Raw genomic sequence first — 26,867 nt, 5'->3', positions numbered from 1 at the left:
CGCCACTTCAACGAAGTGGCGTTTTCGAATGGAGCGGGAAACGAGACTCGAACTCGCGACCCCGACCTTGGCAAGGTCGTGCTCTACCAACTGAGCTATTCCCGCAATTTGAAGCAAAACCGCATGTGGCGTGAATGGCCTGAGCCTTTCACTACCGCTGCACCGTCAATGGACGCCACAGTTTTAAAACTGGAGCGGGAAACGAGACTCGAACTCGCGACCCCGACCTTGGCAAGGTCGTGCTCTACCAACTGAGCTATTCCCGCATTGGCGTCCCCTAGGGGACTCGAACCCCTGTTACCGCCGTGAAAGGGCGGTGTCCTAGGCCACTAGACGAAGGGGACACGCTACAACTTCACTGCCTGCCGCGTTTCGCTGTGTGCTTTACGCTGCAAGTGGCGCGCATTCTATGGATGCCTCGACAAGCCGTCAACCCCTTTGTGGAAATTTATTTAAATCAACGACTTCCGCCCCTGTACATAGGTCGCGCATGATGCGCCCGGGGATTGGCGTTGCTTTTCTGACGCCAGCCCGGCAAGCTCGCATCAAAGTGCCAGCACTGTAGATTTTCGACCTTGCGCCGACACCCATGGGTATGACCTGTCCGCCAGGCTGCACTGTTCGCCCCCTGGCGAACTCACTACACTCAATGATGCAAAACTTCTTCATGAGGCGTTAACGGTGACACCACTTCTGATCACCCTGCTCATCGTGGCGGGTATCGCGTTGCTGATCGTGATCGGCTACCTCAACAATGTCGTGGAAAACGCCAAGCTCGAGCGCGCGCGCCTTAAAGTCGAGCTGACCGAACGCTTGCGTCGCTGCGGTGAGATCACCGAAACCTTCCCCGGCCAACTGATGACCCCGGCACTCAAGCTGCTGCTGACCCGCCTGGAGCTCAACCTCAATCAGCGCCTGCTGGCGCTGGACAAGCACAACGGCGACTTCAAGGCGCGCATCACCGAACTCGAAGGATTGATTGCCAAGGGCGACAAGTTGCCGGTCAACAACCCGCCGAGCCCGATTCAGACCGAGGTCAAAGCCAAGGACGTGCGCTTCCTGCTTGAGTCGCTGCACAACCAGATCGTGCGCGCTACCCAGGAAAACTTCCTGCAGTCCAACGAAGGCAAGTACTGGGTCAGGGAAATTCGCCACATCCTGGTACTACTGCACATCGAGTTCTTCAATAACCTCGGCCAGCAGGCGTTGCAGCAGAATCAACCAGGCCATGCGCGGCTGGCGTTCGAACGCGGCGTGCAGTACCTGCGCAAACAACCGGAACCGAAACAATATGAAGAGCAACTGACCTACCTGGAAAAACTGCTCGCTCGCGCCAACGCGCAAGTACTGGACCAGATGGAGCCGGCCGAAAATGACCAGAACGCGCTGACCCAGGGCCTGAAAACCGATGAAGACGAGACGTGGAAAAAGCGGGTGATCTACGACTGATCCACAACCGTTGAATACAAGAAGGGCCGCAAAAAGCGGCCCTTCTTGTTTTTCAGCAGTCGCTCAACGCCAGGAAGATCGACGCCAGGCGTTCAAGCCCGCACTGATCGGCCTCACTGAAACGCGCAAGGCTCGGACTGTCCAGGTCGAGCACGCCAATCAGCCTGCCCTCTTTTACCAGCGGGATCACCAGCTCGCTGTTGGACGCGCTGTCACAGGCGATGTGACCTGGGAATGCATGCACATCTTCCACCCGCTGGGTCTGCCGCGTGGCTGCGGCCGCGCCGCACACACCCTTGCCGAATGCGATGCGCACGCACGCCACCTGCCCCTGAAATGGCCCGAGCACCAGTTCTTCGTTGCGGTTGAGGTAGAAACCCGCCCAGTTCAGGTCTTCCACCTGGTGGTAGAGAAATGCCGAGAACTGTGCGGCGTTGGCGATGAAGTCACGTTCGTCGGCGAACAACGCCTGTACTTGCGCAGCCAGCAGGTCATAGCCATCGAGGCCTTTGCCGCTGGCGTTGAGGTCGATCATTGGTTCTGCTCCAGCAATTGCAGTCCGACCCAGTAGCGGGCGAACTGGTAGGCACAACGGCCATTACGGTTGCCGCGGCCGGTGGCCCAGCGCGCAGCGAGGATGTCGAGTTCTTCGGTGCGCTGCCAGGCCAGCCCGGCCGGTCGCGCCAGTTGGCCGATCCAGTGCTCGACCACGTTGAGGAAATGCTCCTGGGTGAACGGATAGAACGACAACCACAAGCCAAAACGGTCAGACAAGGCGATCTTGTCTTCCACCGCTTCGTTGGGGTGCAGCTCGCCGTCGATCATCTTCCAGTTTTCGTTGTCGCTCTGCTTCTCGGGCACCAGGTGACGGCGGTTCGAGGTGGCATAGAGCAGGACGTTGTCCGGCGCCTGCTCGAGCGAACCATCGAGCACACTCTTGAGCACGCGGTAGTCGCCCTCTCCCGCCTCGAACGAGAGGTCGTCGCAGAACAGGATGAAGCGTTGCTCGAGCTTTTGCAGTTGCTCGACCACCCGCGGCAAGTCGGCCAGGTGATCGCGCTCGATCTCGATCAGGCGCAGGCCCTGGCTGGCATGTTCGGCCAGCAGCGCACGCACCAGCGACGACTTGCCGGTGCCCCGCGAGCCCCACAGCAGGGCGTGGTTGGCGGGCATGCCATTGATGAACTGATGGGTGTTGCGGCCCAGTTGCTCACGTTGCTGATCGACGCCGATCAGGTCCGAGAGTCGGATGTCCAGGCTGACTTCCAACGGCATGAGGTAGCCACTGCGACCATCACGCTGCCAGCGCGCAGCGAGGGTCGACGACCAGTCGATCTGCGGTCGGGGCGCCGGCAGCAGCGGTTCGAGGCGGGTCAGTATGGATTCGGCGTGTTCCAGGAATGCAATGAGGCGGGTGTCCATGAAGGTTTCCTTAATCAAGACCGGTTCAGGAGCCGGAGCGCCGCCATCGCGCGACAAGACTGCCCCTACAGAGCCAACAGAGGTTGTGGGAGCAGGCTCGTCCCGCGATGGCCGCACACCGGCCCATTGATTGGATCGCTCGAAACAACAGACAGACCCGCCAGCAGCCGAGGCTGATCGGCTATGCTTGCGCAGCGCAAGGGGCGTTGAACCGGCTCGGGAACCATGGATATCAAGTTCACCAATCGCCTGTCATACAAGCAAGCCCGGTTGACAGTCCTGGTCGGCTTCATCCTGGGAACATTGCTCAGTCTCATCCAGATCGGCATCGATTATGCCAGCGAAGACGCGTCCATCAACCGCGAAGTGCAGGCATTGCTGCAAATAAGCCACGACCCAGCCTCGCGCATCGCCTACAACATCGACGCCGAGCTGGCTCAGGAGCTCACCGGCGGGCTGCTGCAATCGCCAGCGATCATCCGTGCGCGCCTGATCGACAACAACGATACGGTGCTGGCCGACGTCCATCGCCCGCGCCAGGAAGACAGCTACCGGCCGCTCAGCGACTTCCTGTTCGGCGAGCAACGCCAGTTCAAGGACCGCCTGTTCCTCGCCCACATGCCCGACGATTACCTCGGCACCCTGTACCTGGATGTCGACACCTACGCCTTCGGCAGCCGCTTTCTCGACCGCGCCGGCATCACCCTGCTCAACGGCTTCGCCCGCAGCCTGGTGCTGACCGGTATTCTCCTGGGGCTGTTCTACATCATGCTGACCAAACCGCTGGTCACTGTCATCGGCGCCCTGAGCGGCAGCGATCCACGCCAACCCGGACAGACGCGCCTGGACTACCCCACCGGTCATGAGCACGATGAGATCGGGGTACTGGTGAAAGTCGCCAACCAGCAGTTCGTCAGCATGGCCACCGAAATCCAGCAGCGGCGCAACGCCGAAAACCGCCTCACCCAATACCTCAACGAGCTGGAAGACATCGTCTCGGCCCGTACCGAAGAACTCAAGGCCAGCAACAACCGGCTGAGCCAGTCCAACCAGGAACTGGAAGAGGCCCGCCGCCGCGCCCTGGACATGGCCCAGGCGCGCGCCGCCTTCCTGGCCAACATGAGCCACGAGATCCGCACACCGCTCAACGGGATGCTCGGCATGATCGCCCTGGCCCTGGACAGCGGGCTGACCGCCGAGCAACGCCAGCAGCTGTCGATCGCCCACGACTCGGGCAAGGTGCTGGTCGAGCTGCTCAACGATATCCTCGATCTGTCCAAGTTCGATGCCGGGCAACTGGAGCTCGAACGCATTCCTTTCGACATGGGGGCAATGGTCGAGGACACCGCCAATCTGCTGTCGCAGAACGCCGCGCCCAGTGTCGAGCTGACCTGCCTGATCGCTCCGGACTTTCCCAGCACCGTGCTCGGCGACCCCACACGGGTGCGCCAGATCGTCAGCAACCTGCTGTCCAATGCGCTCAAGTTCACCCGTTTCGGGCGCGTCGACGTTCGCCTTTCGAGCATCGTCGGCGGCGTACGCCTTGAAGTGTGCGACACCGGTATCGGAATCCCGGAGGAAGCCCAGGTGCGCATCTTCCAGCCCTTCACCCAGGCTGGCGCAGGCATCACCCGCCAGTACGGCGGCACCGGCTTGGGCCTGGCGCTCACCCACAACCTGTGCAAGGCCATGCACGGGCACCTGCATATCCACTCGCAAACCGGCTTCGGCAGCCGCTTCAGCGCCGACCTGCCCCTGCCCACCCACACCGAAGCGGTCTCGCCTGCGCCGCTGAAGGGTCAGGTGGTGGCACTGAGCAATGCCTCAAGCGGCCTGGCTGAACTACTGCACGGCCTTTTGCCAAGCTGGGGGTTGGATTATCAGCGACGCGACGATCCCAGAGGGCTCGAAGGCATGGCCATCGATCTGCTCATCACCGACGATGCCGAGCACCTGTTCGAACTGCGCCCCGGCCTCAGCGCACCGATCCTGCTGGTCACGGCCTATGGCAACTTCCTGCCCGGCGAGCAAACCGCGCAATTGGCCCCTTTGCACCAGCAGGCACGCCCTCTGGCGCGCAATGCCCTGTACCAGATGCTGCGTCGCACCCTGCACGGCGAGAATGCCACCCCCGCACCCACCGAGGCCGGCCGCCTGCTGGAGCGGCGCGCGCAGATCCTTCTGGTGGAAGACAACCCGGTAAACCAGTTGGTAGCCAAGGGCATGCTCGGCAAGCTCGGCTGCCAGGTACAGGTTGCCGCCCATGGTGCCGAAGCGCTGGAGATACTCGAGCGCGAAGGCTTCGACATGGTGCTGATGGACTGCAACATGCCGGTGATGGATGGCTACGAGGCCAGCCGGCGCATCCGCCAGAGCGGGCGCTGGCCCGACCTGCCAATCGTCGCCCTGACCGCCAACGCCATGCCCGAAGAGCGCGAACGCTGTCGCGCTGCGGGCATGGACGACTACCTGGCCAAGCCGTTCCGCCGCGAAGAACTACTCGCCCTGATCGACCACTGGGTGCCGGTCAGCGGCTGAGCAGTCGCTCGATATCCGCTTCCAGCGCCTGCGGCTTGGTGGTCGGTGCATAGCGCGTGACCTGACCGCTGGACGGATCGACCAGGAACTTGGTGAAGTTCCACTTGATCGTCTGCGTCCCCAGCAGGCCAGGCGCACGCTTCTTCAGCTCGGCGAACAGCGGGTGGGCGCCAGGGCCGTTCACCTCGATCTTGCGAAACAGCGGGAAGCTCACGCCAAAGTTGAGCTCACAGAACTGCGCGATTTCCGACGCATCGCCCGGCTCCTGCTTGCCGAACTGGTTACACGGAAAGCCCAGTACGACAAGGCCCTGGGCGGCATGGTCCTGCCACAGCTTCTCAAGCCCCTTGTACTGCGGCGTGAAACCGCACTGGCTGGCGGTGTTGACCACCAGCAGCGCCTTGCCGGCGAAGTCGCCCAGGGTTTTCTGCTCGCCCTTGAGGGTGACGCAGGGAATGTCCAGCAACGCATCGGCCATGTCGAATCTCCGTTCAGTCGTGCGGTTTGAAATCCAGGCAAACCGAATTGATGCAGTAGCGCAGCCCCGTCGGTGGCGGGCCGTCCGGGAACACGTGACCCAGGTGCGCGTCGCACTGGGCGCAGGTGACTTCGGTGCGGATCATGCCGTGGGACGTGTCGCGGATCTCGATCATCGCACTCTCCTCGATCGGCGCGTAGAAGCTCGGCCAGCCGCAACCGGAGTCGAACTTGGTCTGCGAATCGAACAGCGGCAGATCACAACAGATGCAGTGATAGACACCGGCACGCTTTTCACTGTTGTATTTGCCCGTGAACGGTCGCTCGGTCCCCTTCAGGCGGCATACCTGGTATTGGGCGGGATCGAGCATCTCACGCCATTCTTCAAGTGTTTTGTCGATCTTTTGCATGGATGGACCTCGGCAGGCTGAATTTCACCCTGCGCCGTCTTTTCCCTGGCGCGGGTGGCACGTATATTAGTTGGCTTGTGCGCAGACGATCAGTCTGGCACCCGCGCCCCGTCCTTTTCAAACCTTTTGACGACAGCGCCCCGCGACTTATCCATTCGGGATCACATCATGCAGTTCAGCAAATCGAACAAGCTCGCCAATGTCTGCTACGACATTCGCGGTCCGGTGCTCAAGCACGCCAAGCGTCTGGAAGAGGAAGGCCAGCGCATCCTCAAGCTGAACATCGGCAACCCGGCGCCCTTTGGTTTCGAAGCGCCGGACGAAATCCTCCAGGACGTGATCCGCAATCTGCCGACCGCCCAGGGCTACAGCGACTCCAAAGGGCTGTTCAGCGCGCGCAAGGCGGTGATGCAGTACTGCCAGCAGAAGCAGATCGAAGGCGTTGGCATCGAGGACATCTACCTGGGCAACGGCGTCTCCGAACTGATCGTGATGTCGATGCAGGCGCTGCTCAACAACGGTGACGAGGTGCTGATCCCTGCCCCCGACTACCCATTGTGGACCGCAGCAGTGAGCCTGGCTGGCGGCAAGCCCGTGCACTACCTGTGCGACGAGCAGGCCGACTGGTTCCCGGATCTTGACGACATCAAGGCCAAGATCACTCCGAACACCAAGGCCCTGGTGATCATCAACCCGAACAACCCGACCGGCGCGGTGTACTCCAGGGAGCTGCTGCTCGGCATGCTGGAGCTGGCCCGCCAGCACAACCTGGTGGTGTTCTCCGACGAGATCTACGACAAGATCCTCTACGACGAAGCCGTACACATCAGCACCGCCTCGCTCGCTCCGGATGTGCTGTGCCTGACCTTCAACGGCCTGTCCAAGTCCTACCGGGTCGCAGGTTTCCGCTCCGGCTGGCTGATCATTTCCGGGCCCAAGCACCACGCGCAGAGCTACATCGAAGGCATCGACATGCTGGCCAACATGCGCCTGTGTGCCAACGTGCCCGCACAGCACGCCATCCAGACCGCGCTGGGCGGCTACCAGAGCATCAACGACCTGGTATTGCCGCCGGGCCGCCTGCTCGAACAGCGCAACCGCACCTACGAGTTGCTCAACGCCATCCCCGGCGTGAGCTGTGTCAAGCCAATGGGTGCCCTGTACGCGTTCCCGAAAATCGACCCGAAGGTCTGCCCGATCCACAACGACGAGAAGTTCGTCCTCGACCTGCTGCTGTCGGAGAAACTGCTGATCGTCCAGGGCACGGCGTTCAACTGGCCGTGGCCGGATCACTTCCGCGTGGTCACCCTGCCGCGGGTGGATGACCTGGAGCAAGCCATCGGCCGTATCGGCAACTTCCTGCGCACCTACTCGCAGTAAGCGATCAAGGCCTTGTCGTGCCAACCGGCCATGTTGGCACGACGCCCTCCGCCCCACGGATGAATTCTTACATCCTGCAACGGTCTATCTCCCGGCGATCCGCCGCGTCTCTGTCATACTTCGCGATACACAGTTTGAAATAGTCGGCCAGTTGAATCGCCTCGGCCGCCACCTTATATACCCCGCAGTAGAGCGACATTTTCATCCGTCAGGAGAACGTAACAACCATGATGCGCATTCTGTTGTTTGTGGCCACCAACCTTGCGGTGGTGCTGGTTGCAAGCATTACCCTCAGCCTGTTCGGTTTCAACGGGTTCATGGCCGCCAACGGCGTCGACCTGGACCTGAGCCGCCTGCTGGTCTTCTGCGCCGTGTTCGGGTTTGCTGGCTCGCTGGTTTCGCTGTTCATCTCCAAGTGGATGGCGAAGATGACCACCGGCACCCAGATCATCACCCAGCCGCGCACCCACCACGAACAGTGGCTGCTGCAGACGGTCGAGGAGCTGTCCCGCGAGGCGGGTATCAAGATGCCGGAAGTGGGCGTGTTCCCCGCCTACGAGGCGAACGCCTTCGCCACTGGCTGGAACCGCAACGACGCACTGGTCGCCGTTTCGCAGGGCCTGCTCGAACGCTTCTCGCGGGACGAGGTACGCGCGGTACTGGCCCACGAGATCGGCCACGTCGCCAATGGCGACATGGTCACCCTGGCACTGGTCCAGGGCGTGGTGAACACCTTCGTGATGTTCTTCGCGCGTATCATCGGCAACTTCGTCGACAAGGTGATCTTCAAGAACGAAGAAGGCCAGGGCATCGCTTATTACGTCGCGACCATCGTCGCCGAACTGATCCTGGGCATCCTGGCGAGCATCATCGTCATGTGGTTCTCGCGTCGCCGCGAATACCGCGCCGACGAAGCCGGTGCCCGCCTGGCAGGTACTGGCGCGATGATTGCCGCACTGCAGCGCCTGCGTTCGGAACAAGGTATGCCAGTGCACATGCCCGATACGATGAAGGCCTTCGGCATCAACGGCGGCCTCAAGCAGGGCCTCGCCGGCCTTTTGATGAGCCACCCGCCGCTGGAAGACCGTATCGATGCACTGCGTCGTCGCGGCTGATTCAACGCGGTAAATGGAAAGGGCGACTCAGGTCGCCCTTTTCTTTGCACGTCTTCTGGTCAGAAGGCCGATCAACGCTGCAACCGATACACCCGTTCCACCAGGCTGCCGACTCCCGCTTTCTGGAATTTAGGGCTGTCCTCGATAATGTCCGGCGCCTGCAACTCGGCCACTTCTTGCCATCCAGCAAGCCCGCGCCGGACTTCGTCATCCGGCACCGAGAACGGCGGCCCGTCCAGACGCGACTGATCGTAATCCAAGGTGACCATCAGCCCCTGGCAAGCCGTCGGCAGGTAGTCAGACAGCAACGCAAAGTAACGGGTACGCAGCACCTGCGGCAATGCAATCACCGCAGCGCGATCATAGAGCCCCGCGCACTGTGCCAGATCCTCCGCCTGCAAGGCGAAGAAGTCACCACACCACAACTCCACCAGGCCGCTGCGCCAGACCTCGAAGGCCCCATGCTGTGACACCTCGGGCTCGAGTTTGTGCTCCAGGAAGAAATCCGCCACCGCACGTTGCGACAATTCCACCCCCAGCACGCGATACCCCTGCCCCGCCAACCAGATGACATCCAGGCTCTTGCCGCACAAAGGCACCAGCACCTGGCTGCCGGATTCCAGCTTTGGCCAGTGCGCCTGCAGGTACGGGTTCACCTGCGACTGGTGAAAGCCGATCTGATTGTCCGCCCACCGCTTGTGCCAGAACGCTGGCTCCATGATTCCTCCGAATATTTCGATAGATAACTTGCAAAACTTATATTGGATATCGATCTGTAACTGATCGAAGATGGCGGCATCTTAACCGCTCAGGACCCTGCCATGCTGCCTAGCCTGTTCATTTCCCATGGTTCCCCCATGCTTGCCCTGCAACCCGGCGCCAGCGGCCCCGCACTGGCCAGCCTGGCGGCAGGCCTGCCACGGCCGAAGGCGATCGTGGTGGTGTCCGCGCACTGGGAAAGCCAGGAACTGCAGGTGATGAGTGGCGCGCAGCCACAGACCTGGCACGACTTCGGCGGCTTCCCCGCTGCGCTGTATGCCGTGCAGTACCCAGCACCTGGCGCCCCCGAACTGGCGCGCGAGGTAGCAGGCTTGCTCAGTGACGCCGGCCTGTCCGCCCAGCTCGATGCACAACGCCCCTTCGACCACGGCACCTGGGTGCCGCTGTCGCTCATGTACCCGGATGCTGGCATCCCGGTAATCCAGGTGTCGCTGCCCAGCCGCCAGGGCCCAGCCCTGCAGCTGCAGGTTGGCAAGGCACTGGCCGGGTTGCGCGCCCAGGGGATACTGCTGGTCGGTTCCGGCAGCATCACCCACAACCTGGGCGAACTGGACTGGCACGCCGGCCCAGACGCCATCGAGCCCTGGGCACGGGCGTTCCGCGACTGGGTGGTCGAGCAATTGAAGGCAGAGGATACGGCCGCCCTGGAAGACTATCGACAGCAGGCTCCCTACGCGGTGCGCAACCACCCGAGTGATGAGCATCTCCTGCCATTGTTCTTTGCCATGGGTGCAGGCGACAGGTTCGGGATCGTCCACCAGGGCTTCACGATGGGAGCACTGGGAATGGATATCTACAGGTTCGACTGACTCCACAGACCTCAATCGACAGGCAAAAAAATCCCCGGCAAGGCCGGGGATTTTTCATTGCAGCAGGACTTAGTCCTCGCGATAGCGGCGCAGCTTCAGTTGCTTGCCGGCCACGCGGGTATCCTTGAGCTTGGACAGCAGACGCTCCAGGCCTTCTTCCGGCAGCTCGACCAGGCTGAAGCTGTCGCGCACCTGGATGCGACCGATAGCATCACGGGCCAGGCCGCCTTCATTGAGGATCGCACCCAACAGGTTCTTGGCGGCGATACCATCACGGGCACCCAGGGCAGTACGGCAACGCACGCGGCCTTCGGCCAGCGGCATCGGCGCACGACGCTCGCGATCACCGCGCTCGCTGCGCTCACCACGGTCACTGCGCTCGCCGGTACGCTCACGCGGCGTGTAGGTCGGCACCAGCGGTTGCTCGCGCTCGACAGCAGCCAGGTCAAGCGACTGGCCATTGGTGGCCTTGCGCAGCAACGCAGCAGACAGCGCACGGGCCGAGCAGCCCAGGTCGGCGGTCAGGCGGTCGAACAACTCGCCATGGGTGGCCTCAGCTTCGGCAACCAGCGGCGCGAGGCTTGCGGTCAGCTTCTTGATGCGCGCATCCAGCACGGCCTGTGGGCCAGGCAGACGAGCTTCGGCAACCTTCTGCCCGGTGACGCGCTCGATTACCTGCAGCATGCGGCGCTCACGCGGCGTCACCAGCAGCAGTGCGCGACCATCGCGACCGGCACGACCGGTACGGCCGATACGGTGCACGTAGGATTCCGGATCGTATGGCATGTCCACGTTGAACACGTGGGTGATGCGCGGTACGTCCAGGCCACGGGCGGCGACGTCGGTAGCGACGACGATGTCCAGGCGACCATCCTTGAGCGAGTCGATGACACGCTCACGCTGGTTCTGGGCAATATCGCCGTTCAGCGCGGCAGCCTTGTAGCCCTTGGCTTCCAGCGCGGCGGCCAGGTCCAGGGTGGCTTGCTTGGTGCGCACGAAGGCGATCAGCGCGTCGAACTCCTCGACCTCCAGCAGACGCAGCACGGCCGGGATCTTCTGGTCGGCGTGGACCATCAGGTGAGCCTGCTCGATCGCGGTGACAGTCTGGGTCTTGCTCTGGATCTTGACGTGCTTGGGCTCGCGCAGGTGGCGCTCGGCGATCGAACGGATCGACGACGGCAGGGTTGCGGAGAACAGCACGGTCTGGCGGGTGGCAGGGATGGCGTCGAAGATCACTTCGAGGTCGTCCATGAAGCCCAGCTTGAGCATTTCGTCGGCTTCGTCGAGCACCAGGTACTGAACGGTGGAGAGCACTTTCTCGTCACGGCGCAGGTGGTCGCACAGACGGCCCGGGGTGGCGACGACGATCTGCGCACCGTTACGGATGGCACGCAGTTGTGGGCCCATCGGGGCACCACCGTACACAGCCACCACGTTAACGCCCGGCATCTGCTTGGCATAGGTTTCGAAAGCGGTGGCTACTTGCAGCGCCAACTCACGGGTTGGCGCCAGGATCAGGGCTTGCGGTTCGCGCTTGCTCACGTCGATCTTGTTGAGGATCGGCAGGGCGAAGGCAGCGGTCTTGCCGGTGCCAGTCTGCGCCTGGCCGATCATGTCATGACCGGCGAGGATGATCGGGATCGACTGTTGCTGGATGGCCGACGGCTCTTCATAGCCGGTGGCCAGAACGGCGGCAACGATGTTCGGATGAAGATCGAGAGCGGCGAATCCGCCGGTTTCCTGGGTCATGGGTCTGCCTCTATGTGCATCCGCAAAGACCCATGCTCCAAAGCTGCACATGCCTTGAAAGACCCGAAAGTCACCCAGGCAGCTTTGGCGGCGGGGATTTGCGAAAACGATTGAAAAAGAATTACGTGGGAAAGGTCCGCCTAGCGGACGTGCAGCCGAAGCTGGACTCGGAGGGTTTGCACCACCTGATTTTGAGGTCCGCTAAAAGACCGGCGCGTACTATATACGAATTCGCCCTGTACCGTGAGATTTTTTTCTGGGGTGCTGCATGGTATCAGGCCATCATCGAGCAGCTTGCTGAATCGTTTCCTTTTTTTGCTCCGCGGCACACTTTTGTGGGAGCGGGCTTGCCCGCGAATGAAGGCATCACCAACGCCGGATCAGCTCGCCGGTCGAACTTCCTTGATCAGATACTCCAGTGAATACCCCAACTGCGCCGCCAGCGCAGCGGCGCGGGCGCGCAGCCCGTCCAGATCCAGTGCCTGCTCCAGATCCGCCGGCACCAGCAGGATCACGTTGCCCTCTTTCACCGGCAGCTCCCAGTAATGCCGGTGATACAACCCACGCAACAATGCCGCGCCCAGCGGCCGGCCATCGTCGCCGGCCCACTGGTTGATCACCAGCCACCCCCCCGGATTGAGCTGCTGCTGGCACCGCTCCAGAAAGCCCCAGGCCAGGTGCCCGACACCCGGGCCATGATCGGTATAGAGGTCGACGAAGATCAGGTCGGCCTGCTCAGCCGTGGGCAGCAGTTCGAGAGCGTCGCCAATGCGCACGTACAAGCGCGGATCATCATCCAGCCCCATGTATTGCATGGCCAGGCGCGGTACGTCCGGGCGCAGCTCGATGGCCTCGACATCCTCCAGCGGCAGGAACTTCAAGCAGGCCTGGGTCAGGGTACCGGCCCCAAGCCCCAGGAACAGCGCGCTCTCTGGCTGCGGATGGCACAGCGCACCGACCAGCATCGCGCGGGTGTAGTCGTATTCCAGCCAACTGGGGTCGGCGGTGAAGGTACAGCTCTGCTCGATGGCGTCGCCGAACTCAAGGAAGCGATAATCCTCGACCTCGTACACACTGATGACCCCGTAGGCATCTTCCACCCGGGCCAGCAGCCGCTCTTCCCGCTCCGTCGCCATCGCTTGCCACCTGCCCACACAAAAAACCGGCATTGTCCGCCAATGCCTGCGGTGCAACAAGCACGCCGCCAACTGATACCATGACAGGTACGCCTGAACCGACCACATCGAGCCCGTGATGAACCGACCCTGGACCCCTGACAGCTGGCGCGCCCTGCCGATCCAGCAACAACCGACCTACCCCGACGCCGCTCACCTGCTCAAGGTCGAGCAGACCCTGGCCAGCTACCCGCCGCTGGTATTTGCCGGGGAAGCCCGCGAGTTGCGCCGCCAGTTCGCCGAGGTCACCCAGGGCCGCGCCTTCCTGCTCCAGGGCGGCGACTGTGCCGAAAGCTTCGCCGAATTCTCCGCCGCGAAAATCCGCGACACCTTCAAGGTGCTGCTGCAGATGGCCATCGTCATGACCTTCGCCGCTGGCTGCCCGGTGGTGAAGGTCGGGCGCATGGCCGGGCAGTTCGCCAAGCCGCGCTCGGCCAACGACGAAACCATCGGCCAGGTCACCCTGCCCGCCTACCGTGGCGACATCGTCAATGGTATCGGCTTCGACGCCGCCAGCCGCGTCCCCGACCCGGAGCGCCTGCTGCAGGCATATCACCAGGCCACCGCCAGCCTCAACCTGCTGCGTGCGTTCGCCCAAGGCGGCTTCGCCGACCTGCACCAGGTGCACAAATGGAACCTGGACTTCATCGCCAACTCGGCACTGGCCGACAAGTACCATCAGCTTGCCGATCGCATCGACGAAACCCTCGCCTTCATGCGCGCCTGCGGCCTGGACAGCGCCCCGCAACTGCGTGAAACCAGCTTCTTCACGGCCCACGAGGCGCTGTTGCTCAACTATGAGGAAGCCTTCGTACGCCGCGACAGCCTGACAGGGGACTACTACGACTGTTCGGCGCACATGCTGTGGATCGGCGACCGCACCCGTCAGCTTGATGGTGCCCACGTGGAGTTCCTGCGGGGCGTGCACAACCCGATCGGGGTCAAGGTCGGCCCGAGCATGAACACTGAGGATCTGATCCGCCTGATCGACGTGCTCAACCCGGACAACGACCCCGGCCGCCTGAACCTGATCGTGCGCATGGGAGCGAACAAGGTCGGCGATCACCTGCCGGGGCTGATCCGCGCCGTCGAGCGCGAGGGGCGCCAGGTGTTGTGGAGTTCCGACCCGATGCACGGCAACACCATCAAGGCCAGCAGCGGCTACAAGACCCGCGATTTCGCGCAGATCCTCGACGAAGTACGGCAGTTCTTCCAGGTACACCAGGCCGAAGGCAGCCACGCCGGGGGTATCCACATCGAGATGACCGGGCAGAATGTCACCGAATGCATCGGCGGCGCCCGGCCGATCACCGAAGATGGCCTGTCGGACCGCTATCACACCCATTGCGACCCACGGATGAACGCCGATCAATCACTGGAGCTGGCATTCCTGATCGCCGAAACCCTCAAGCAGGTGCGTCGCTGAGGGCCTGACGCAACGGCCCTGCCGACTCGCGCGCGCAATCCAGACGCACCCGTTCCAGGCCCAGCCAGCCCGCCAGCCGCTCCAGGCTGCGGGCCAGGGCCTGGAAGCCCTCTTCATCCAGCCCCTGAACTTCCTCATGCACGGCATGCACCGCCAGCTCGCCGCGTGCCCGTTCCGCACGCAGGTCCAGGCGCGCGGCGATACGACCGTCGTGCAGGAACGGCAGCACGTAGTAGCCATACACCCGCTTGTGCGCCGGGGTGTAGATCTCCAGGCGGTAGCGAAAGTCGAACAGCCGCTCGGTACGGGCGCGCTCCCAGACCAGCGAGTCGAACGGCGAAAGCAAGGCGCTGGCCTCCACACGCCGGGGAATACGCGGCGTGCCGGCGCAGTAGGCCGGCTGCTTCCAGCCCTGCACCGTGCACTGCTGCAAGCGACCGTCAGCGAGCAACTCGCCCAGGGCGGCCCGCGCCTGCGCGGGACTGAGCCTGAAATAGTCGCGCAGGTCTTGCTCGGTTGCCACGCCCAACGCCGTGGCGGCTTGCAGCAGCAACCCCTGCTGGGCCTCGCTGTCACGGAGTTCGGGCTGATCGAGGATCGCCGCTGGCAGCACGCGCTCCGGCAGGTCGTACAGGCGCTCGAACCCGCGGCGCCCGGCGACGGTGACCTGTCCGGCCGCAAACAGCCACTCCAGGGCGTGCTTCTCCTCGCTCCAGTCCCACCATGGGCCGGCGCGCTCTTGTCGGGTCGACAGGCTTCCGGCGCCCAGGGCGCCCTGGTCGCGCACCGCAGCCAGCACGCGGGCAATGACATCCTGACGCTCACGCCCGAACTGCGCCAGCTGCCGGTAGATACCCTCGCCCTGCTGCGCTCGCGCCATGCGCCAACGCATCAGCGGATAGAGCGACAAGGGCAGCAAGGACGCCTCATGCCCCCAATATTCGAACAACTGGCGCTGACGCCCACGGCCCCAGGCCAACTGGTCGAGCAGCTCGGCCGGGTAGTCGCCCAGGCGCGAGAACAGCGGCAGGTAGTGCGAGCGCACCAACGCATTGACCGAGTCGATCTGCACCACGCCCAAGCGCTGCAGCATGCGCTTGAGAGCAGCCGGCGTCGGTGCCTGGGGCTTGCCGAAGCCCTGCGCGGACAGGGCCAGGCGTCGGGCCTGCTTGAGGGAAAGGCTGAAGGTCACGGTACGGGCTCCACGGCAAGTCGGGTCACAGTGTAGCGCCAAGGCAGTCTTTACCCAGCCTTTACCCTGCACTGACCGCCCTTGACCTTGATCTCCCTAGACTGGGCTCATCCGGTAACCACCGGCCTCAGAAAGGAGAAACACCATGCGCAAGACCCTTATCGCCCTGATGTTCGCCGCAGCCCTGCCGACCGTAGCCATGGCCATGCCAGACGGCGGCCCACGCGGTGACGGCCCGCATCACCGCGGTGATGCGCCTTTCGCGCAGCTTGACCTGACCCGTGACCAGCGCCAGCAGATCGGCAAGTTGATGGGCGAGCAGATGAAGCAGCGCCGCGACATCACCGAACGCTATCTGGCCAAGCTGCCGGCAGCGGACCAGAAAGCCATGCAGGACGAGATCAAGGCCGGTCACGACAAGACCCAGAGCCAGATCCGTACCCTGCTCAAACCAGAGCAACAGAAGCAGTTCGACGAACTGCAGAGCAAACGCGCCGCAGACAAGGCTGAATGGCAGCAGTTCCAGGCCTGGAAAGCTGAAAAAGCCGCCAAGGCCCAGTAAGCTGTCCGACCGATGCCCGGCTCGCATTTATGCGGGCCGGGCCTTTCTCGTGTGTGGGAGGTACTCGTCTTGCGTTCATTGTTCTGGCGCATCCTGGCCAGTTTCTGGCTGGCCATCGCCCTGGTTGCGGGCCTGTCGATCCTGCTCGGCCACATGCTCAACCAGGACGCCTGGATTCTCAGCCGCCACCCAGGCCTGAACACCTTGGCCAGCCGCTGGGTAAAGCACTACGAACAGGAAGGGCTGGAGGCATCGCAGCGCTTTCTGGAACGCCGCAAGCAGCGCTACAAGATCGACGTCCAGGTGCTCGACGACAGCGGCGATGCCGTGGTGCCCGGCACCTTCCCGCGTCGCGCCGAAGACTTCGAGCGACGCCAGCACAACGACGAGCGGCGCCTGCCCTGGCGCCGCCTCACCGAGGAATACACCAGCCCGACCACGGGCGAAACCTACCTGCTGATCTACCGTATCCCGCACCCGGAGCTGATGGCCTGGCACCGTGAAAGCCTGATCTGGCCGCTCAGCGCCCTGGGAATCGCCTTGGTGGTGCTGACCCTGTTCAGCTTGCTGGTGACCCTCTCGATCACCCGCCCTCTCAGCCGCCTGCGCGGTGCGGTGCACGACCTGGGCCAGACCAGCTACCAGCAGAACAGCCTGGCGCGGCTGGCGGTGCGCCGCGACGAGTTCGGCGTACTGGCCAACGATTTCAACAAGATGGGCGCCCGTCTGCAAAGCCTGATCGGCAGCCAGCGCCAGCTACTGCGCGATGTGTCCCACGAGCTGCGCTCGCCGCTGGCACGCCTGCGCATCGCCCTGGCCCTGGCCGAACGCGCCGAGCCCGAACAGCGCCAGGCCCTCTGGCCACGCCTGACCCGCGAGTGCGACCGGCTGGAAGACCTGATAAGCGAAATCCTGGTGTTGGCCCGGGTCGATGCCGAGCAGGCACATGCCGAGCCTGTCGACCTCAACGCACTGCTCGGCAGTGTGCGCAAGGATGCCCAGCTCAGCGTGCCGGAACAGGAAGTACGCCTGGAGGCCGAGCCCGGGCTGACCCTGCAGGGCTGGCCGACCCTGCTGGAGCGTGCGGTAGACAACCTGGTGCGCAATGCGCTGCGCTTCAGCCCAGCGGGGCAGCCGATCGAGATCCGCGCCAGCCGCGAGCAGGAACACCTGCTTCTGAGCGTGCGCGACCATGGGCCGGGGGTGGCGCCAGAACACCTTGCACAGTTGGGCGAGCCGTTCTTCCGCGCGCCGGGACAGGAAACGCCAGGCCACGGACTTGGCCTGGCGATCGCCAGGCGCGCGGCCGAGCGACATGGCGGGACGCTGGTGCTGGAGAATCATCCGCAGGGGGGCTTTGTCGCGCGGCTGGAACTGCCGGTGGCCCAGGCAACTGCCTGAGCGTGCAAGCCCACCTGGTCACTCGCCCCAGGCGCTGACGAACTCGGCGGTCTCCAGCACCGGCGGGGTGCGTGGTTCATTGACCGGCGTGCCCAGGTACAGGTATCCGATCAGCTCTTCGTTCTCCGCCAGCCCCAGCCCCTTGTTCACATGGGCATCGAAGGCCATGTCGCCAGTGCGCCACACCGCGCCGATCCCCTGAGCATGGGCGGCGATGAGGATGCCATGGGCCGCACAACCGGCAGCCAGACGCTGCTCCGACTTCGGCACCTTGAAGTGATCCTGCAGACGGGCAATGACCACGATCAGCAAGGGCGCGCGCAGCGGCATGGCCCGGGCCTTGTCCAGTGCCGCCTGGCTGGCGTCACCCTTGGCCTGTACAGCTTCGGCGAACAGCTCGCCAAGCTTTTCGCGCCCCTGCCCTTCGATGGTCAGAAAACGCCAGGGGCGCAGCTGACCGTGGTCCGGTGCACGCAGCGCGGCCTGGAACAAACCCTCGCGCTGCGCGGCATTGGGCGCCGGATCGGTCAGGCGTGGTACGGAAACACGGTTGAGCAATGCGTCGAGAGCCTCCATCGGCTACCCTCCTGACAGAAGAAATGTGGCGCCATTCTAAAGGACCTCGCGCACATGTGGAGCCGACTTGTCCGCGATCGCGATCAAAAGTCCGCACCCCGCACCGCCGGGCACACGTTTACATCCCGCAACCCACAGGTAGAATGGCGCCCTTTCCGTTTCGAGTCAGAGCAGATCACATGGCGTTGCCGACCTTAAGGATCATTGGTTTCATCATCGGCATCTTCCTGATCACCCTGGCGGTGAGCATGGTCGTGCCCATGGCGACCCTGCTGATCTTCGAACGCACCGGCGACATGCCGTCATTCCTCTGGTCGAGCCTGATCACCTTCATTGCAGGCCTGGCCATGGTCCTGCAAGGCCGCCCCGAGCACGTGCACCTGCGCCCACGCGACATGTACCTGCTGACCGTCAGCAGTTGGCTCGTGGTCTGTGTGTTCGCCGCCCTGCCCTTCCTGCTGACCCAGCACATCAGCTACACCGACGCCTTCTTCGAAAGCATGTCCGGTATCACCGCCACCGGCTCGACGGTGCTCAGCGGGCTGGACAACATGTCGCCCGGCATCCTCATGTGGCGCTCGATGCTGCACTGGCTCGGCGGCATCGGCTTCATCGGCATGGCGGTGGCGATCCTGCCATTGCTGCGCATCGGCGGCATGCGCCTGTTCCAGACCGAGTCCTCGGACCGCTCGGAAAAGGTCATGCCGCGCTCGCACATGGTTGCCAAGTACATCGTCGCGGTGTACGTAGGCATCACCGTACTCGGCAGCCTGGCCTTCTGGTGGGCGGGGATGAGCCCCTTCGATGCGATCAACCACGCCATGTCGGCGATTTCCACCGGCGGTTTCTCCACCTCCGACTTGTCGCTGGCCAAATGGGACATTCCTGCGGTGCACTGGGTCGCCGTGGTGGTGATGATCCTGGGCAGCGTGCCCTTCACCCTTTATGTGGCCACCCTGCGCGGCAATCGCCGGGCGCTGATCCGCGACCAGCAGGTGCAGGGGCTGCTCGGGTTGCTGGTGGCCACCTGGATCGTGCTCGGCACATGGTACTGGGCCACCACCGATTTGCACTGGCTCGACGCCTTCCGCCACGTGGCACTGAACGTCACCTCGGTGGTCACAACCACCGGTTTCGCCCTGGGCGACTACAGCCTGTGGGGCAACTTCTCGCTGATGCTGTTCTTCTACCTGGGCTTCATCGGCGGCTGCTCCGGCTCGACCGCCGGTGGCATCAAGATTTTCCGCTTCCAGGTCGCCTACATCCTGCTCAAGGCCAGCCTCAACCAGCTGATCCACCCGCGCGCAGTGATCAAGCAGAAATACAATGGTCACCGCCTCGACGAAGAAATCGTGCGCTCGATCCTGACCTTCTCGTTCTTCTTCGCCGTGACCATCTGCGTCATCGCCCTGTTGCTGTCGCTACTGGGCGTGGACTGGATGACAGCCCTGACCGGCGCAGCCAGTACCGTTTCCGGCGTGGGACCAGGCCTGGGCGAGGTGATCGGCCCGGCTGGCAACTTCGCCAGCCTGCCGGATGCCGCCAAGTGGATTCTCGCCGGCGGCATGCTGCTCGGCCGCCTGGAGATCATCACGGTGCTGGTGTTGTGCATGCCTGCGTTCTGGCGTCACTGACCACTGACGCCTCCAGGCGCGCGCGGTACTCGCTGGGAGTGACGTCGAACCAGCGGCGGAAGGCCCGGTAGAAATTGCTCGGATCGGCAAAACCCAGCAGATAGGCGGTTTCCAGCAGGGTCATGCCCGGCTGTGCCAGGTATTGCTCGGCCAGTTCGCGCCGCGTGTCGTCGAGCAGGGTCTGGAAGCTGGTGCCTTCCTCCTGCAGACGCCGCTGCAGCGTGCGCTGGGACAGGTGCAAGGCCTGGGCCACGGTTTCGCGCTTGGGTTCGCCCTGGGGCAGGATGCGGCACAGGGTCTGGCGCACTCGATGGGTGACCCGACTTTCCGAGAAACGCGCCAGGTATTCGCCCGCGAAACGGTCATGAAGAATGGCCATCGCTTCGTTGGCAGTGGGCAGCGGCGCCTCCATGTCGGCCCGTTCGAGCACCAGCGCATCGTGCGGAGCCCCAAACACCAGCGGTGCCCGGAAAGCGACCCGATAGGGCTCGACATTCCTCGGTTGCGGCCCCTGGATCAGCACCCGGCGCGGCTGCACCGGGCGTCCGCTGAGCCAGCTGCACAGCGACAGCGCACAGGCCAGCGAGGCTTCCGAGCTGTGCCGGGTCGGAGGCAGGTGATCACCATGAACGGTGAGAATCAGCGAATAGCCCTCAGGCCCGAGACGGAAGCTCAGGTCGGAGCTTTCGGCGATGATCCGCTGGTAACGCACCAGGCGTTCGAAACCTTCGGCCAGCGTACGGCTGGACATCAGCGCATAGCCAACCACATGGAAGGACGCAGGCCGCACCACGCGTGCCATATTCAGGCCAATGGCCTCGTTGCCCGACAATTCCACCGCCAGCTGCCAGAGGCGGGTCATGGCGTCCTGGGGGAAGCGCGCATCCGGATCGTCTAAGGCGGCGAAGTCCAGCCCGAGTTGCTTGAACATGGCACGACAGTCGAGCCCTTCCAGCTCGAGCGCCTTGACGATCCCTGATGCCCAGCTGGCTGACGTGGTTCTTTCACTCATGACAGGCTTCTTGTGCTGACCGCTCCAGCGGTGAATCGAAAGGATACTCAATTGGCGCCAATTGTCACTGGTAGCCCCTCCCAGTGACTCTAGACTCGAAACAGGCTCCACGCCGTGTATCCTGAAAAAAACGCACCTGCGGGAACACAGCCCATGAACAGCACAGCGCAGTTTCGCAGTTTTGCCGAGTTCTACCCCTACTACCTTGGCGAACACGCCAACCCTACTTGCCGACGCCTGCACTTCGTCGGCACCAGCCTGGTCATCGCCCTGCTGGCCTACACCATTGGCAGCGGCAACTGGCTGCTATTGCTGGCCATACCGTTCGCCGGGTACGGCTTCGCCTGGGTCGGGCACTTCTTTTTCGAGAAGAACCGACCGGCAACTTTCACGTATCCGCTGTATAGCCTGATTGGTGATTTCGCGATGTTCCGCGACATCCTGCGAGGCAAGATCAGCCTTTGAGAGGCCTGCGGCCGTGCCGAACTATGCTGGCTCGCGCAACGCCGCAACGCGCTCGGTTTCCCGTGCCTGGGCATCGGCCAGACGGTACAGCTCGATGTGGCCATCCCAGTGCTCGATCAACGCCGTGCACGATTCGACCCAGTCACCGCAGTTGAGGTACTCAACCTCGCCCACCTTGCGGATCTCGGCGTGGTGAATATGCCCACACACCACGCCCTGGAACCCCCGGCGCGTGCATTCATGGGCGATCGCATCCTCGAAGTCGCTGATGAAGTTCACCGCCCCCTTGACCTTGTGCTTGAGGTAAGCCGACAGCGACCAGTAGCCATACCCGTAGCGGGCACGCCAATGATTGAGCCAGCGATTGAGCACCAGGGTGAACTCATAAGCCCGGTCGCCCAGAAACGCCAACCAGCGGTGGTAGCGGGTGATCACGTCGAACTGGTCGCCATGCACCACCAGCAAGCGACGACCATCGGCGGTGAGGTGCTCGGCCTCGTCGACCAGCTGGATATTGCCCAGGACCAGCTTCGAATAACGGCGCAGGAACTCGTCGTGGTTTCCGGTGACGTAGATCACCTCGGTACCGCGCTTGCTCATGGTCAACAAGCGACGGATCACGTTGGTATGGGCTTGCGGCCAATAGATGCCGCTACGCAGCTTCCAGCCGTCGATGATGTCGCCGACCAGGTAGACGCGGTCGGCCTGGTAGCCCTTGAGGAACTGCGACAGGTGTTCGGCCTGGCAATCCCGGGTGCCCAGGTGCACATCGGAGATCCACAGGGTGCGCACCCGCTGCTTGCGTGACGGACGGACAAGTTCGGCATGTGTCATGGGGCGGCCTCCGGCGCTGTTTGCAGGAGACTGGCAGGTGCGGATGACAGATTGGTGGCAGTGATGTGACGAGTGATCGTCCCGCACGGAGCGCCGGCCTTTTCGCGGGCAATTCCCACGGTGATACACTGCACCTCTGTTCCAAGGATGCTCCCATGGTCGGTCCGATCCTTTCCCTGCGCCACTACCGCGACGAGTTGCTCGCCCACAGCCACGAACACCCGCAACTGGTGTTCGGCCTGCGTGGGCAACTGGATTTCGAAGTACAGGGCCGGGGCGCGCGCATCGACCGCCAGGGGCTCATCGTGGTCCCCGCCGGCTTTCACCACACCTGTGCCAGCGACGCGGGCAGCCACTGCCTGGTGCTGGATATTCCAGGCGAACACTGGCTGCGCGAACAGATGGGCGGCCACGCCGAGGCCAGCCACCGCCTGCTCGAGCGCCCGGCGGCGCTACTGCTCGACGGCCGCCAGCAGCAACTGGTGGACTGGCTCGCGGCGAGCCCGGTGGATGACCCGCTGATCAGCCGCCAAGGCGCACTCCTGCTGCTGGCCAGCCTGAACACCGCTGCCGCCCCCACCACCGCCAGCAAACGCCTGCCCTACGCCGCCTTCGATGCACATATCGAGCGTCATGCTGCACACCCGCTGCAGGTCGCCGACCTGGCACGACTGGCCGGTTTGTCAGGTGCCCGCCTGCACGCACGCTTCGTCGAGGAATGCGGCATGACGCCGATGGACTACATCCGCCAGCGGCGTTTGCTCAAGGCACGGCAACTGATCGTTCGCACTTCGCTGCCGATGGGCGAAATCGCCGCACAGGTGGGTTACAGCTCGCAGAGTGCATTTTCGGCGGCGATACTGCGGGCATTCGGCCTTACGCCGCTGGCGCTGCGGCGAGAGTCTGGCGACAACTGACGCCAGGATCGCGACAGAATCTGTTCTCCCCGAGCTCTACACTGTGCCTGTATCGGCCTGTGGCTGCGGGTTTACCCGCGCAAGTGCCAGCAACGATCTCGAGCAAGGACTCAGCATGAACCACCGTACTGCCCTCGGCGCCCTGCACATCGGCGCGCTGTTCTTCGGCCTTACCGGCGTCTTCGGCAAACTGGCCGCCAGTGCCACGCCCTCGATCATCGTCTTTGGCCGCGCACTCTTCGCGGTGCTGGCCCTGGCCTTGTTCGCCGGTCTCGCCCGCAAGGGATGGCAGCGACTCAGGGCTCAGGACCTGGGGCGTTTGCTGCTTGGCGGCATATTGCTGGCCGGGCACTGGGTGAGCTTCTTCATCGCCGTGCGGGTCGGTGGCGTTGCCATCGCCACCCTCGGTTTTGCCAGCTTTCCAGCGTTCACCGTGATCCTCGAAGGCGTGCTGTTCCGCGAGCGCATCCGGCGCAACGAAGCCCTGCTGGTATTGCTGGTAAGCATCGGCCTGGTACTGGTCACCCCGGCGTTCAACCTGGCCAGCGAGGCCACGGGCGGCCTGCTTTGGGCCTTGCTGTCGGGCCTGTTGTTCTCGCTGCTGTCGCTGACCAATCGTGCCGGCTCCGGTCGTGTGCCTGCGGTGCAGGCTGCGCTGTGCCAGAACCTGGTGGTCGGCCTGTGCCTCCTGCCCTTCGCGTTGCCGGGCCTGAGTGCCGTGAAACCGATGGACTGGCTGTGGATCGCCCTGCTTGGCATCTTCTGCACCGGGGTGGCGCACAGCCTGTTCGTCGCCAGCCTGGCAGTGATCAAGGCCCGTACCGCCTCGGTGGTATTCGGCATGGAGCCGGTCTACGGTATTGCCGTGGCCTGGATGGTGTTCGCCGAGACCCCCACCCTGCGCATGCTCGCTGGCGGGGTGCTGATCATCTTCGCCATCGTGCTGTCCAGCCGCCTGTCTGCCGAGCCACCACCACAGCGTGAACGCCTGGCCGAAGGCGCATGATCAACGGTCGTTGTGGCCCAGGTCACGCTGCGGGTCGATCTGGTCGCGCACCCGCTGCTTGAGCACCTTGGCCTCGGGGAAGCCACCATCGAGCTTGCGCTCCCAGATCTGCGCGCCGTCGCAAGTGATGCGGAACACTCCACCAGTGCCCGGTTCCAGGGCGACTCGCGCGAGATCGTCGGAAAAAGTGCTGAGCAGTTCCTGCGCCAGCCAGGCAGCGCGCAGCAACCATTGGCACTGCGTGCAATACGTGATGACGATTTCGGGTTTGGTATCGGCCATATGAGGACATTTCCTGGTGGGTGAGCCGCTTATACTAGCGGTCTTTGCCCACCGCTTTGAGACTCACGATGCATCATCTGCTGCTATGCCTGTTGCTGGCGCTCACCTCGTTCACCGCCCTGGCCGTGGAGCCACCCCGGCCCAAGGTCGGCCTGGTACTTTCCGGCGGCGCCGCCCGCGGCCTGGCGCATATCGGCGTGCTCAAGGCCCTGGAAGAACAGGGCGTGCGCATCGACGCCATCGCCGGAACCAGCATGGGTGCGGTGGTCGGCGGCCTGTATGCCTCCGGCTACAGCATCGAGGAGCTCGAGCACCTGGCGCGCACCCTCGACTGGCAGCAGGCACTCTCCGACGCCCCGCCGCGCAAGGACGTGCCGTTTCGCCGCAAGCAGGATGACCGTGATTTCCTGGTCAAGCAGAAGCTGAGCTTTCGCGATGACGGCAGCCTTGGCCTGCCGCTGGGTGTGATCCAGGGCCAGAACCTGTCATTGCTGCTGGAAAGCAAGCTGGCCCACACTGCTGACATCCGCGATTTCGACAAACTGCCGATCCCGTTCCGCGCCGTCGCCACCGACATCGCCAGCGGCGAGAAAGTGGTATTCCGCCGTGGCCACCTGCCTCAGGTGGTGCGCGCCAGCATGTCGATTCCGGCAGTGTTCGCCCCGGTCGAGCTCGACGGGCGCCTGCTCGTGGACGGTGGCATGGTCGACAACATCCCGCTGGATGTGGTGCGCGAAATGGGCGTGGACATGGCCATCGTCGTCGATATCGGCACCCCGCTGCGCAGCCGCAAGCAACTGGCCACGGTCGTGGACGTGCTCAACCAGTCGATCACCCTGATGACCCGGCGCAACTCCGAGGAGCAACTGGCCAGCCTGCACCGCGACGACATCCTGGTACAACCAGCACTGGCAGCCTTTGGCGTCACCGACTTCGGTCGTGCCCAGGACATGATCGACGCCGGCTACCGCGCCACCCGCGCCCTCGACGCACGCCTGGCGGTGCTGCGCCAGGCAGGCGGCGACAGCCAGTTGGCCGCGGCCCGCTCTGCGCAACAGCGCACGCCCATCATCACGGCGATCAAGGTGGAGAACGATTCAAAGGTCAGCGATGACGTGATCCGCTACTACATCCGCCAACCCATCGGCGAGCCGCTGGAGCTGGAGCGCCTGGAGACCGACATGGGTACCCTCTACGGCCTGGACTACTTCGACCGGGTGCAGTACCGCGTGGTGCACAAGGGCGACGACAACACACTGGTGATCAACGCCCGAGGCAAGCGCGGCGGCACCGACTACCTGCGCCTGGGCCTGAACCTGTCCGACGACATGCGCGGCGACAGTGCCTTCAATCTGGGTGCCAGTTATCGGGTGAATGGCATCAACCGCCTGGGCGCCGAATGGTTGACCCGGGCACAGATCGGCGATCAGCAGGAACTGTACAGCGAGTTCTACCAGCCGCTGGACGTGGGTTCGCGCTACTTTGTCGCGCCGTACCTGTCCCTTGGCTCGCAGAACATCGAAGCGACCCTGGACAACGATCCGGTTGCCGAGTACCGCCTGGAACGCTACGGCTTCGGACTGAACCTGGGTCGACAGATCGGCACCTACGGGGAAGTGCGCCTGGGCGTGGGCAAGGCCTGGGGTGAGGCCGAAGTGCGCATCGGCGACCAGGACCTGCCCAAGGTCAGCTTCAATGAAGGCTTCTACGAATTGAAATACTCCTTCGACACCCTCGACAACGTGTACTTCCCCCACAGCGGCGAGGACATCGGCCTGACCCTGCGCAAGTACGACCGCTCGCTGGATTCAGACACCGACTACCGCCAGTGGCAGTTCAACATCGACAAGGCGTTGAGCTACGGGCCGAACACCTGGGTATTCGGCGGCCGCTACGGCCGTACCCTGGACGATACCGACGTGGTGACCTCCAGCTTCGTGCTTGGCGGCGCTCGTCAGCTATCGGGCTTTCGCCAGGATTCGGTGTCGGGGCAGAACATCAGCCTGATGCGCATGGTCTACTACCGGCGCCTGACACCACGCGCCTACCTGCCGCTGGACTTCCCGCTGTACCTGGGCGGGTCGCTGGAGCGTGGCCGCGCCTGGAACAACGACAACGAGTTCGACAGTGGCTATATCAACGCAGCGAGCATCTTCCTCGGGCTGGACACACCGCTTGGGCCGCTGAACATCAGTTATGGCGCCAACACCGAGCACCAGAAGGCGGTGTACCTGAACCTGGGCCACACCTTCTAGT

At 63.5% G+C, this 26,867-nt stretch carries 25 protein-coding genes and 3 tRNA genes; 13 read left to right on the top strand and 15 right to left on the bottom strand.

Annotated elements, in window-relative coordinates:
- Positions 1-29: 29 nt before the first annotated feature.
- The 3 genes from ACPZMI_RS11810 to ACPZMI_RS11800 form a co-directional block, all read right to left on the bottom strand.
- Positions 30-105 (bottom strand) — tRNA-Gly (locus ACPZMI_RS11810).
- Positions 106-190: 85 nt separating this feature from the next.
- Positions 191-266, bottom strand: a tRNA-Gly gene (locus ACPZMI_RS11805).
- 2 nt (positions 267-268) lie between these two features.
- A tRNA-Glu gene (locus ACPZMI_RS11800) sits at positions 269-344 on the bottom strand.
- Between the two features lie 337 nt (positions 345-681).
- Here ACPZMI_RS11800 and ACPZMI_RS11795 point away from each other — a divergent pair.
- The gene (locus ACPZMI_RS11795; RefSeq protein ID WP_186666825.1) at positions 682-1,449 is read left to right on the top strand and encodes a hypothetical protein; all 768 of its coding nucleotides are present in this window, start codon (positions 682-684) and stop codon (positions 1,447-1,449) included.
- A gap of 52 nt (positions 1,450-1,501) precedes the next feature.
- Here ACPZMI_RS11795 and ACPZMI_RS11790 read toward each other — a convergent pair whose 3' ends face one another.
- The gene (locus tag ACPZMI_RS11790) at positions 1,502-1,984 is read right to left on the bottom strand and encodes a GAF domain-containing protein (protein ID WP_186666826.1); all 483 of its coding nucleotides are present in this window, start codon (positions 1,982-1,984) and stop codon (positions 1,502-1,504) included.
- The gene (locus ACPZMI_RS11785) at positions 1,981-2,871 is read right to left on the bottom strand and encodes an ATP-binding protein (protein WP_186666827.1); all 891 of its coding nucleotides are present in this window, start codon (positions 2,869-2,871) and stop codon (positions 1,981-1,983) included. The genes ACPZMI_RS11790 and ACPZMI_RS11785 overlap by 4 nt, the downstream gene beginning before the upstream one ends.
- A 225-nt stretch (positions 2,872-3,096) precedes the next feature.
- Here ACPZMI_RS11785 and ACPZMI_RS11780 point away from each other — a divergent pair, with 225 nt between their 5' ends.
- Positions 3,097-5,409: a hybrid sensor histidine kinase/response regulator gene (locus tag ACPZMI_RS11780; RefSeq protein WP_426352269.1), complete on the top strand. Its 2,313-nt coding sequence runs from the start codon at positions 3,097-3,099 to the stop codon at positions 5,407-5,409.
- On the opposite strand, the gene ACPZMI_RS11775 is transcribed toward ACPZMI_RS11780, so the two are convergent.
- The gene (locus ACPZMI_RS11775; protein ID WP_186721199.1) at positions 5,399-5,887 is read right to left on the bottom strand and encodes a glutathione peroxidase; all 489 of its coding nucleotides are present in this window, start codon (positions 5,885-5,887) and stop codon (positions 5,399-5,401) included. The genes ACPZMI_RS11780 and ACPZMI_RS11775 overlap by 11 nt on opposite strands.
- A 13-nt stretch (positions 5,888-5,900) precedes the next feature.
- Entirely contained in the window at positions 5,901-6,296 is a 396-nt protein-coding gene (gene msrB, locus ACPZMI_RS11770) for a peptide-methionine (R)-S-oxide reductase MsrB (protein WP_186666830.1), read from the bottom strand.
- 168 nt (positions 6,297-6,464) lie between these two features.
- Between msrB and ACPZMI_RS11765 the strand changes: the two genes are divergently transcribed.
- Both ACPZMI_RS11765 and htpX read left to right on the top strand, forming a co-directional pair.
- Positions 6,465-7,676 (top strand): pyridoxal phosphate-dependent aminotransferase, encoded by a 1,212-nt coding sequence (locus ACPZMI_RS11765; RefSeq protein WP_186666831.1) that lies wholly within the window; start codon positions 6,465-6,467, stop codon positions 7,674-7,676.
- Between the two features lie 227 nt (positions 7,677-7,903).
- The gene (gene htpX / locus ACPZMI_RS11760) at positions 7,904-8,791 is read left to right on the top strand and encodes a protease HtpX (protein WP_063543804.1); all 888 of its coding nucleotides are present in this window, start codon (positions 7,904-7,906) and stop codon (positions 8,789-8,791) included.
- A 71-nt stretch (positions 8,792-8,862) separates the two neighbouring features.
- On the opposite strand, the gene ACPZMI_RS11755 is transcribed toward htpX, so the two are convergent.
- Positions 8,863-9,510 (bottom strand): thiopurine S-methyltransferase, encoded by a 648-nt coding sequence (locus ACPZMI_RS11755; protein ID WP_288374600.1) that lies wholly within the window; start codon positions 9,508-9,510, stop codon positions 8,863-8,865.
- 102 nt (positions 9,511-9,612) lie between these two features.
- On the opposite strand from ACPZMI_RS11755, the gene ACPZMI_RS11750 reads away from it, so the two are divergent.
- Positions 9,613-10,380, top strand: a complete 768-nt coding sequence (locus ACPZMI_RS11750; protein WP_186666833.1) for a DODA-type extradiol aromatic ring-opening family dioxygenase — start codon at positions 9,613-9,615, stop codon at positions 10,378-10,380.
- 69 nt (positions 10,381-10,449) lie between these two features.
- Here ACPZMI_RS11750 and ACPZMI_RS11745 read toward each other — a convergent pair whose 3' ends face one another.
- Together ACPZMI_RS11745 and ACPZMI_RS11740 are read right to left on the bottom strand one after the other, a co-directional pair.
- Positions 10,450-12,129: a DEAD/DEAH box helicase gene (locus ACPZMI_RS11745; protein WP_186666834.1), complete on the bottom strand. Its 1,680-nt coding sequence runs from the start codon at positions 12,127-12,129 to the stop codon at positions 10,450-10,452.
- 380 nt (positions 12,130-12,509) lie between these two features.
- Positions 12,510-13,265: a spermidine synthase gene (locus tag ACPZMI_RS11740; protein WP_186721203.1), complete on the bottom strand. Its 756-nt coding sequence runs from the start codon at positions 13,263-13,265 to the stop codon at positions 12,510-12,512.
- Positions 13,266-13,383: 118 nt separating this feature from the next.
- Between ACPZMI_RS11740 and ACPZMI_RS11735 the strand changes: the two genes are divergently transcribed.
- Complete coding sequence (locus ACPZMI_RS11735; protein WP_054893253.1) at positions 13,384-14,730, top strand: class II 3-deoxy-7-phosphoheptulonate synthase; 1,347 nt, start codon at positions 13,384-13,386, stop codon at positions 14,728-14,730.
- On the opposite strand, the gene ACPZMI_RS11730 is transcribed toward ACPZMI_RS11735, so the two are convergent.
- Entirely contained in the window at positions 14,711-15,922 is a 1,212-nt protein-coding gene (locus ACPZMI_RS11730; RefSeq protein ID WP_186666836.1) for a winged helix-turn-helix domain-containing protein, read from the bottom strand. The genes ACPZMI_RS11735 and ACPZMI_RS11730 overlap by 20 nt on opposite strands.
- 145 nt (positions 15,923-16,067) lie before the next feature.
- On the opposite strand from ACPZMI_RS11730, the gene ACPZMI_RS11725 reads away from it, so the two are divergent.
- Both ACPZMI_RS11725 and ACPZMI_RS11720 read left to right on the top strand, forming a co-directional pair.
- A complete protein-coding gene (locus tag ACPZMI_RS11725) occupies positions 16,068-16,484 on the top strand; it encodes a Spy/CpxP family protein refolding chaperone (RefSeq protein WP_411384054.1) in 417 nt (138 codons plus the stop codon).
- 12 nt (positions 16,485-16,496) lie between these two features.
- Positions 16,497-17,885: a sensor histidine kinase gene (locus ACPZMI_RS11720; protein ID WP_426352268.1), complete on the top strand. Its 1,389-nt coding sequence runs from the start codon at positions 16,497-16,499 to the stop codon at positions 17,883-17,885.
- 18 nt (positions 17,886-17,903) lie between these two features.
- Here the strand turns inward: ACPZMI_RS11720 and ACPZMI_RS11715 are convergent, their stop codons facing one another.
- Positions 17,904-18,461 carry an NAD(P)H nitroreductase gene (locus ACPZMI_RS11715; RefSeq protein WP_186666839.1) on the bottom strand — a complete coding sequence of 186 codons (558 nt, stop codon included), beginning with the start codon at positions 18,459-18,461 and terminating at the stop codon, positions 17,904-17,906.
- 179 nt (positions 18,462-18,640) lie between these two features.
- On the opposite strand from ACPZMI_RS11715, the gene ACPZMI_RS11710 reads away from it, so the two are divergent.
- Complete coding sequence (locus ACPZMI_RS11710) at positions 18,641-20,095, top strand: TrkH family potassium uptake protein (protein ID WP_186666840.1); 1,455 nt, start codon at positions 18,641-18,643, stop codon at positions 20,093-20,095.
- Here ACPZMI_RS11710 and ACPZMI_RS11705 read toward each other — a convergent pair.
- A complete protein-coding gene (locus tag ACPZMI_RS11705) occupies positions 20,052-21,107 on the bottom strand; it encodes an AraC family transcriptional regulator (RefSeq protein WP_054893258.1) in 1,056 nt (351 codons plus the stop codon). The two genes, ACPZMI_RS11710 and ACPZMI_RS11705, sit on opposite strands and share 44 nt — an antisense overlap.
- Positions 21,108-21,260: 153 nt before the next feature.
- Between ACPZMI_RS11705 and ACPZMI_RS11700 the strand changes: the two genes are divergently transcribed.
- On the top strand, positions 21,261-21,572 hold the full coding sequence (locus ACPZMI_RS11700) for an Mpo1-like protein (protein ID WP_054893259.1): 312 nt from the start codon (positions 21,261-21,263) through the stop codon (positions 21,570-21,572).
- Positions 21,573-21,593: 21 nt separating this feature from the next.
- Here the strand turns inward: ACPZMI_RS11700 and ACPZMI_RS11695 are convergent, their stop codons facing one another.
- Complete coding sequence (locus tag ACPZMI_RS11695) at positions 21,594-22,406, bottom strand: UDP-2,3-diacylglucosamine diphosphatase (RefSeq protein ID WP_186666841.1); 813 nt, start codon at positions 22,404-22,406, stop codon at positions 21,594-21,596.
- Between the two features lie 155 nt (positions 22,407-22,561).
- Between ACPZMI_RS11695 and ACPZMI_RS11690 the strand changes: the two genes are divergently transcribed.
- Complete coding sequence (locus ACPZMI_RS11690) at positions 22,562-23,323, top strand: helix-turn-helix transcriptional regulator (protein WP_411384051.1); 762 nt, start codon at positions 22,562-22,564, stop codon at positions 23,321-23,323.
- Positions 23,324-23,438: 115 nt separating this feature from the next.
- Positions 23,439-24,329, top strand: coding sequence for a DMT family transporter (locus tag ACPZMI_RS11685; RefSeq protein ID WP_426352267.1), 891 nt, complete (start codon positions 23,439-23,441; stop codon positions 24,327-24,329).
- Here the strand turns inward: ACPZMI_RS11685 and ACPZMI_RS11680 are convergent, their stop codons facing one another.
- The gene (locus ACPZMI_RS11680) at positions 24,330-24,611 is read right to left on the bottom strand and encodes an Rdx family protein (RefSeq protein WP_186666844.1); all 282 of its coding nucleotides are present in this window, start codon (positions 24,609-24,611) and stop codon (positions 24,330-24,332) included.
- 68 nt (positions 24,612-24,679) lie between these two features.
- Between ACPZMI_RS11680 and ACPZMI_RS11675 the strand changes: the two genes are divergently transcribed.
- Positions 24,680-26,866, top strand: a complete 2,187-nt coding sequence (locus tag ACPZMI_RS11675; RefSeq protein ID WP_186666845.1) for a patatin-like phospholipase family protein — start codon at positions 24,680-24,682, stop codon at positions 26,864-26,866.
- Position 26,867: the final 1 nt, after the last annotated feature.

This window comes from Pseudomonas wayambapalatensis (assembly GCF_049942315.1).
Taxonomy (GTDB): domain Bacteria; phylum Pseudomonadota; class Gammaproteobacteria; order Pseudomonadales; family Pseudomonadaceae; genus Aquipseudomonas; species Aquipseudomonas wayambapalatensis.
The sequence above is the reverse complement of the archived record's forward strand: the minus strand, read 5'-3'. Positions and strand labels throughout refer to the sequence as shown.

What these genes read in the sequence shown, in the direction of transcription:
- ACPZMI_RS11725 (WP_411384054.1), top strand. Translation starts at nt 16,068, where the DNA reads ATGCGCAAGACCCTTATCGCCCTGATGTTCGCCGCAGCCCTGCCGACC.
- ACPZMI_RS11780 (WP_426352269.1), top strand. Translation starts at nt 3,097, where the DNA reads ATGGATATCAAGTTCACCAATCGCCTGTCATACAAGCAAGCCCGGTTG.
- ACPZMI_RS11735 (WP_054893253.1), top strand. Translation starts at nt 13,384, where the DNA reads ATGAACCGACCCTGGACCCCTGACAGCTGGCGCGCCCTGCCGATCCAG.
- ACPZMI_RS11680 (WP_186666844.1), bottom strand. Translation starts at nt 24,611, where the DNA reads ATGGCCGATACCAAACCCGAAATCGTCATCACGTATTGCACGCAGTGC.
- ACPZMI_RS11745 (WP_186666834.1), bottom strand. Translation starts at nt 12,129, where the DNA reads ATGACCCAGGAAACCGGCGGATTCGCCGCTCTCGATCTTCATCCGAAC.
- ACPZMI_RS11710 (WP_186666840.1), top strand. Translation starts at nt 18,641, where the DNA reads ATGGCGTTGCCGACCTTAAGGATCATTGGTTTCATCATCGGCATCTTC.
- ACPZMI_RS11790 (WP_186666826.1), bottom strand. Translation starts at nt 1,984, where the DNA reads ATGATCGACCTCAACGCCAGCGGCAAAGGCCTCGATGGCTATGACCTG.
- ACPZMI_RS11785 (WP_186666827.1), bottom strand. Translation starts at nt 2,871, where the DNA reads ATGGACACCCGCCTCATTGCATTCCTGGAACACGCCGAATCCATACTG.
- ACPZMI_RS11700 (WP_054893259.1), top strand. Translation starts at nt 21,261, where the DNA reads ATGAACAGCACAGCGCAGTTTCGCAGTTTTGCCGAGTTCTACCCCTAC.
- ACPZMI_RS11715 (WP_186666839.1), bottom strand. Translation starts at nt 18,461, where the DNA reads ATGGAGGCTCTCGACGCATTGCTCAACCGTGTTTCCGTACCACGCCTG.
- ACPZMI_RS11755 (WP_288374600.1), bottom strand. Translation starts at nt 9,510, where the DNA reads ATGGAGCCAGCGTTCTGGCACAAGCGGTGGGCGGACAATCAGATCGGC.
- msrB (WP_186666830.1), bottom strand. Translation starts at nt 6,296, where the DNA reads ATGCAAAAGATCGACAAAACACTTGAAGAATGGCGTGAGATGCTCGAT.
- ACPZMI_RS11775 (WP_186721199.1), bottom strand. Translation starts at nt 5,887, where the DNA reads ATGGCCGATGCGTTGCTGGACATTCCCTGCGTCACCCTCAAGGGCGAG.
- ACPZMI_RS11695 (WP_186666841.1), bottom strand. Translation starts at nt 22,406, where the DNA reads ATGACACATGCCGAACTTGTCCGTCCGTCACGCAAGCAGCGGGTGCGC.
- ACPZMI_RS11720 (WP_426352268.1), top strand. Translation starts at nt 16,497, where the DNA reads ATGCCCGGCTCGCATTTATGCGGGCCGGGCCTTTCTCGTGTGTGGGAG.
- htpX (WP_063543804.1), top strand. Translation starts at nt 7,904, where the DNA reads ATGATGCGCATTCTGTTGTTTGTGGCCACCAACCTTGCGGTGGTGCTG.
- ACPZMI_RS11740 (WP_186721203.1), bottom strand. Translation starts at nt 13,265, where the DNA reads ATGGCGACGGAGCGGGAAGAGCGGCTGCTGGCCCGGGTGGAAGATGCC.
- ACPZMI_RS11685 (WP_426352267.1), top strand. Translation starts at nt 23,439, where the DNA reads ATGAACCACCGTACTGCCCTCGGCGCCCTGCACATCGGCGCGCTGTTC.
- ACPZMI_RS11750 (WP_186666833.1), top strand. Translation starts at nt 9,613, where the DNA reads ATGCTGCCTAGCCTGTTCATTTCCCATGGTTCCCCCATGCTTGCCCTG.
- ACPZMI_RS11690 (WP_411384051.1), top strand. Translation starts at nt 22,562, where the DNA reads ATGGTCGGTCCGATCCTTTCCCTGCGCCACTACCGCGACGAGTTGCTC.
- ACPZMI_RS11705 (WP_054893258.1), bottom strand. Translation starts at nt 21,107, where the DNA reads ATGAGTGAAAGAACCACGTCAGCCAGCTGGGCATCAGGGATCGTCAAG.
- ACPZMI_RS11765 (WP_186666831.1), top strand. Translation starts at nt 6,465, where the DNA reads ATGCAGTTCAGCAAATCGAACAAGCTCGCCAATGTCTGCTACGACATT.
- ACPZMI_RS11675 (WP_186666845.1), top strand. Translation starts at nt 24,680, where the DNA reads ATGCATCATCTGCTGCTATGCCTGTTGCTGGCGCTCACCTCGTTCACC.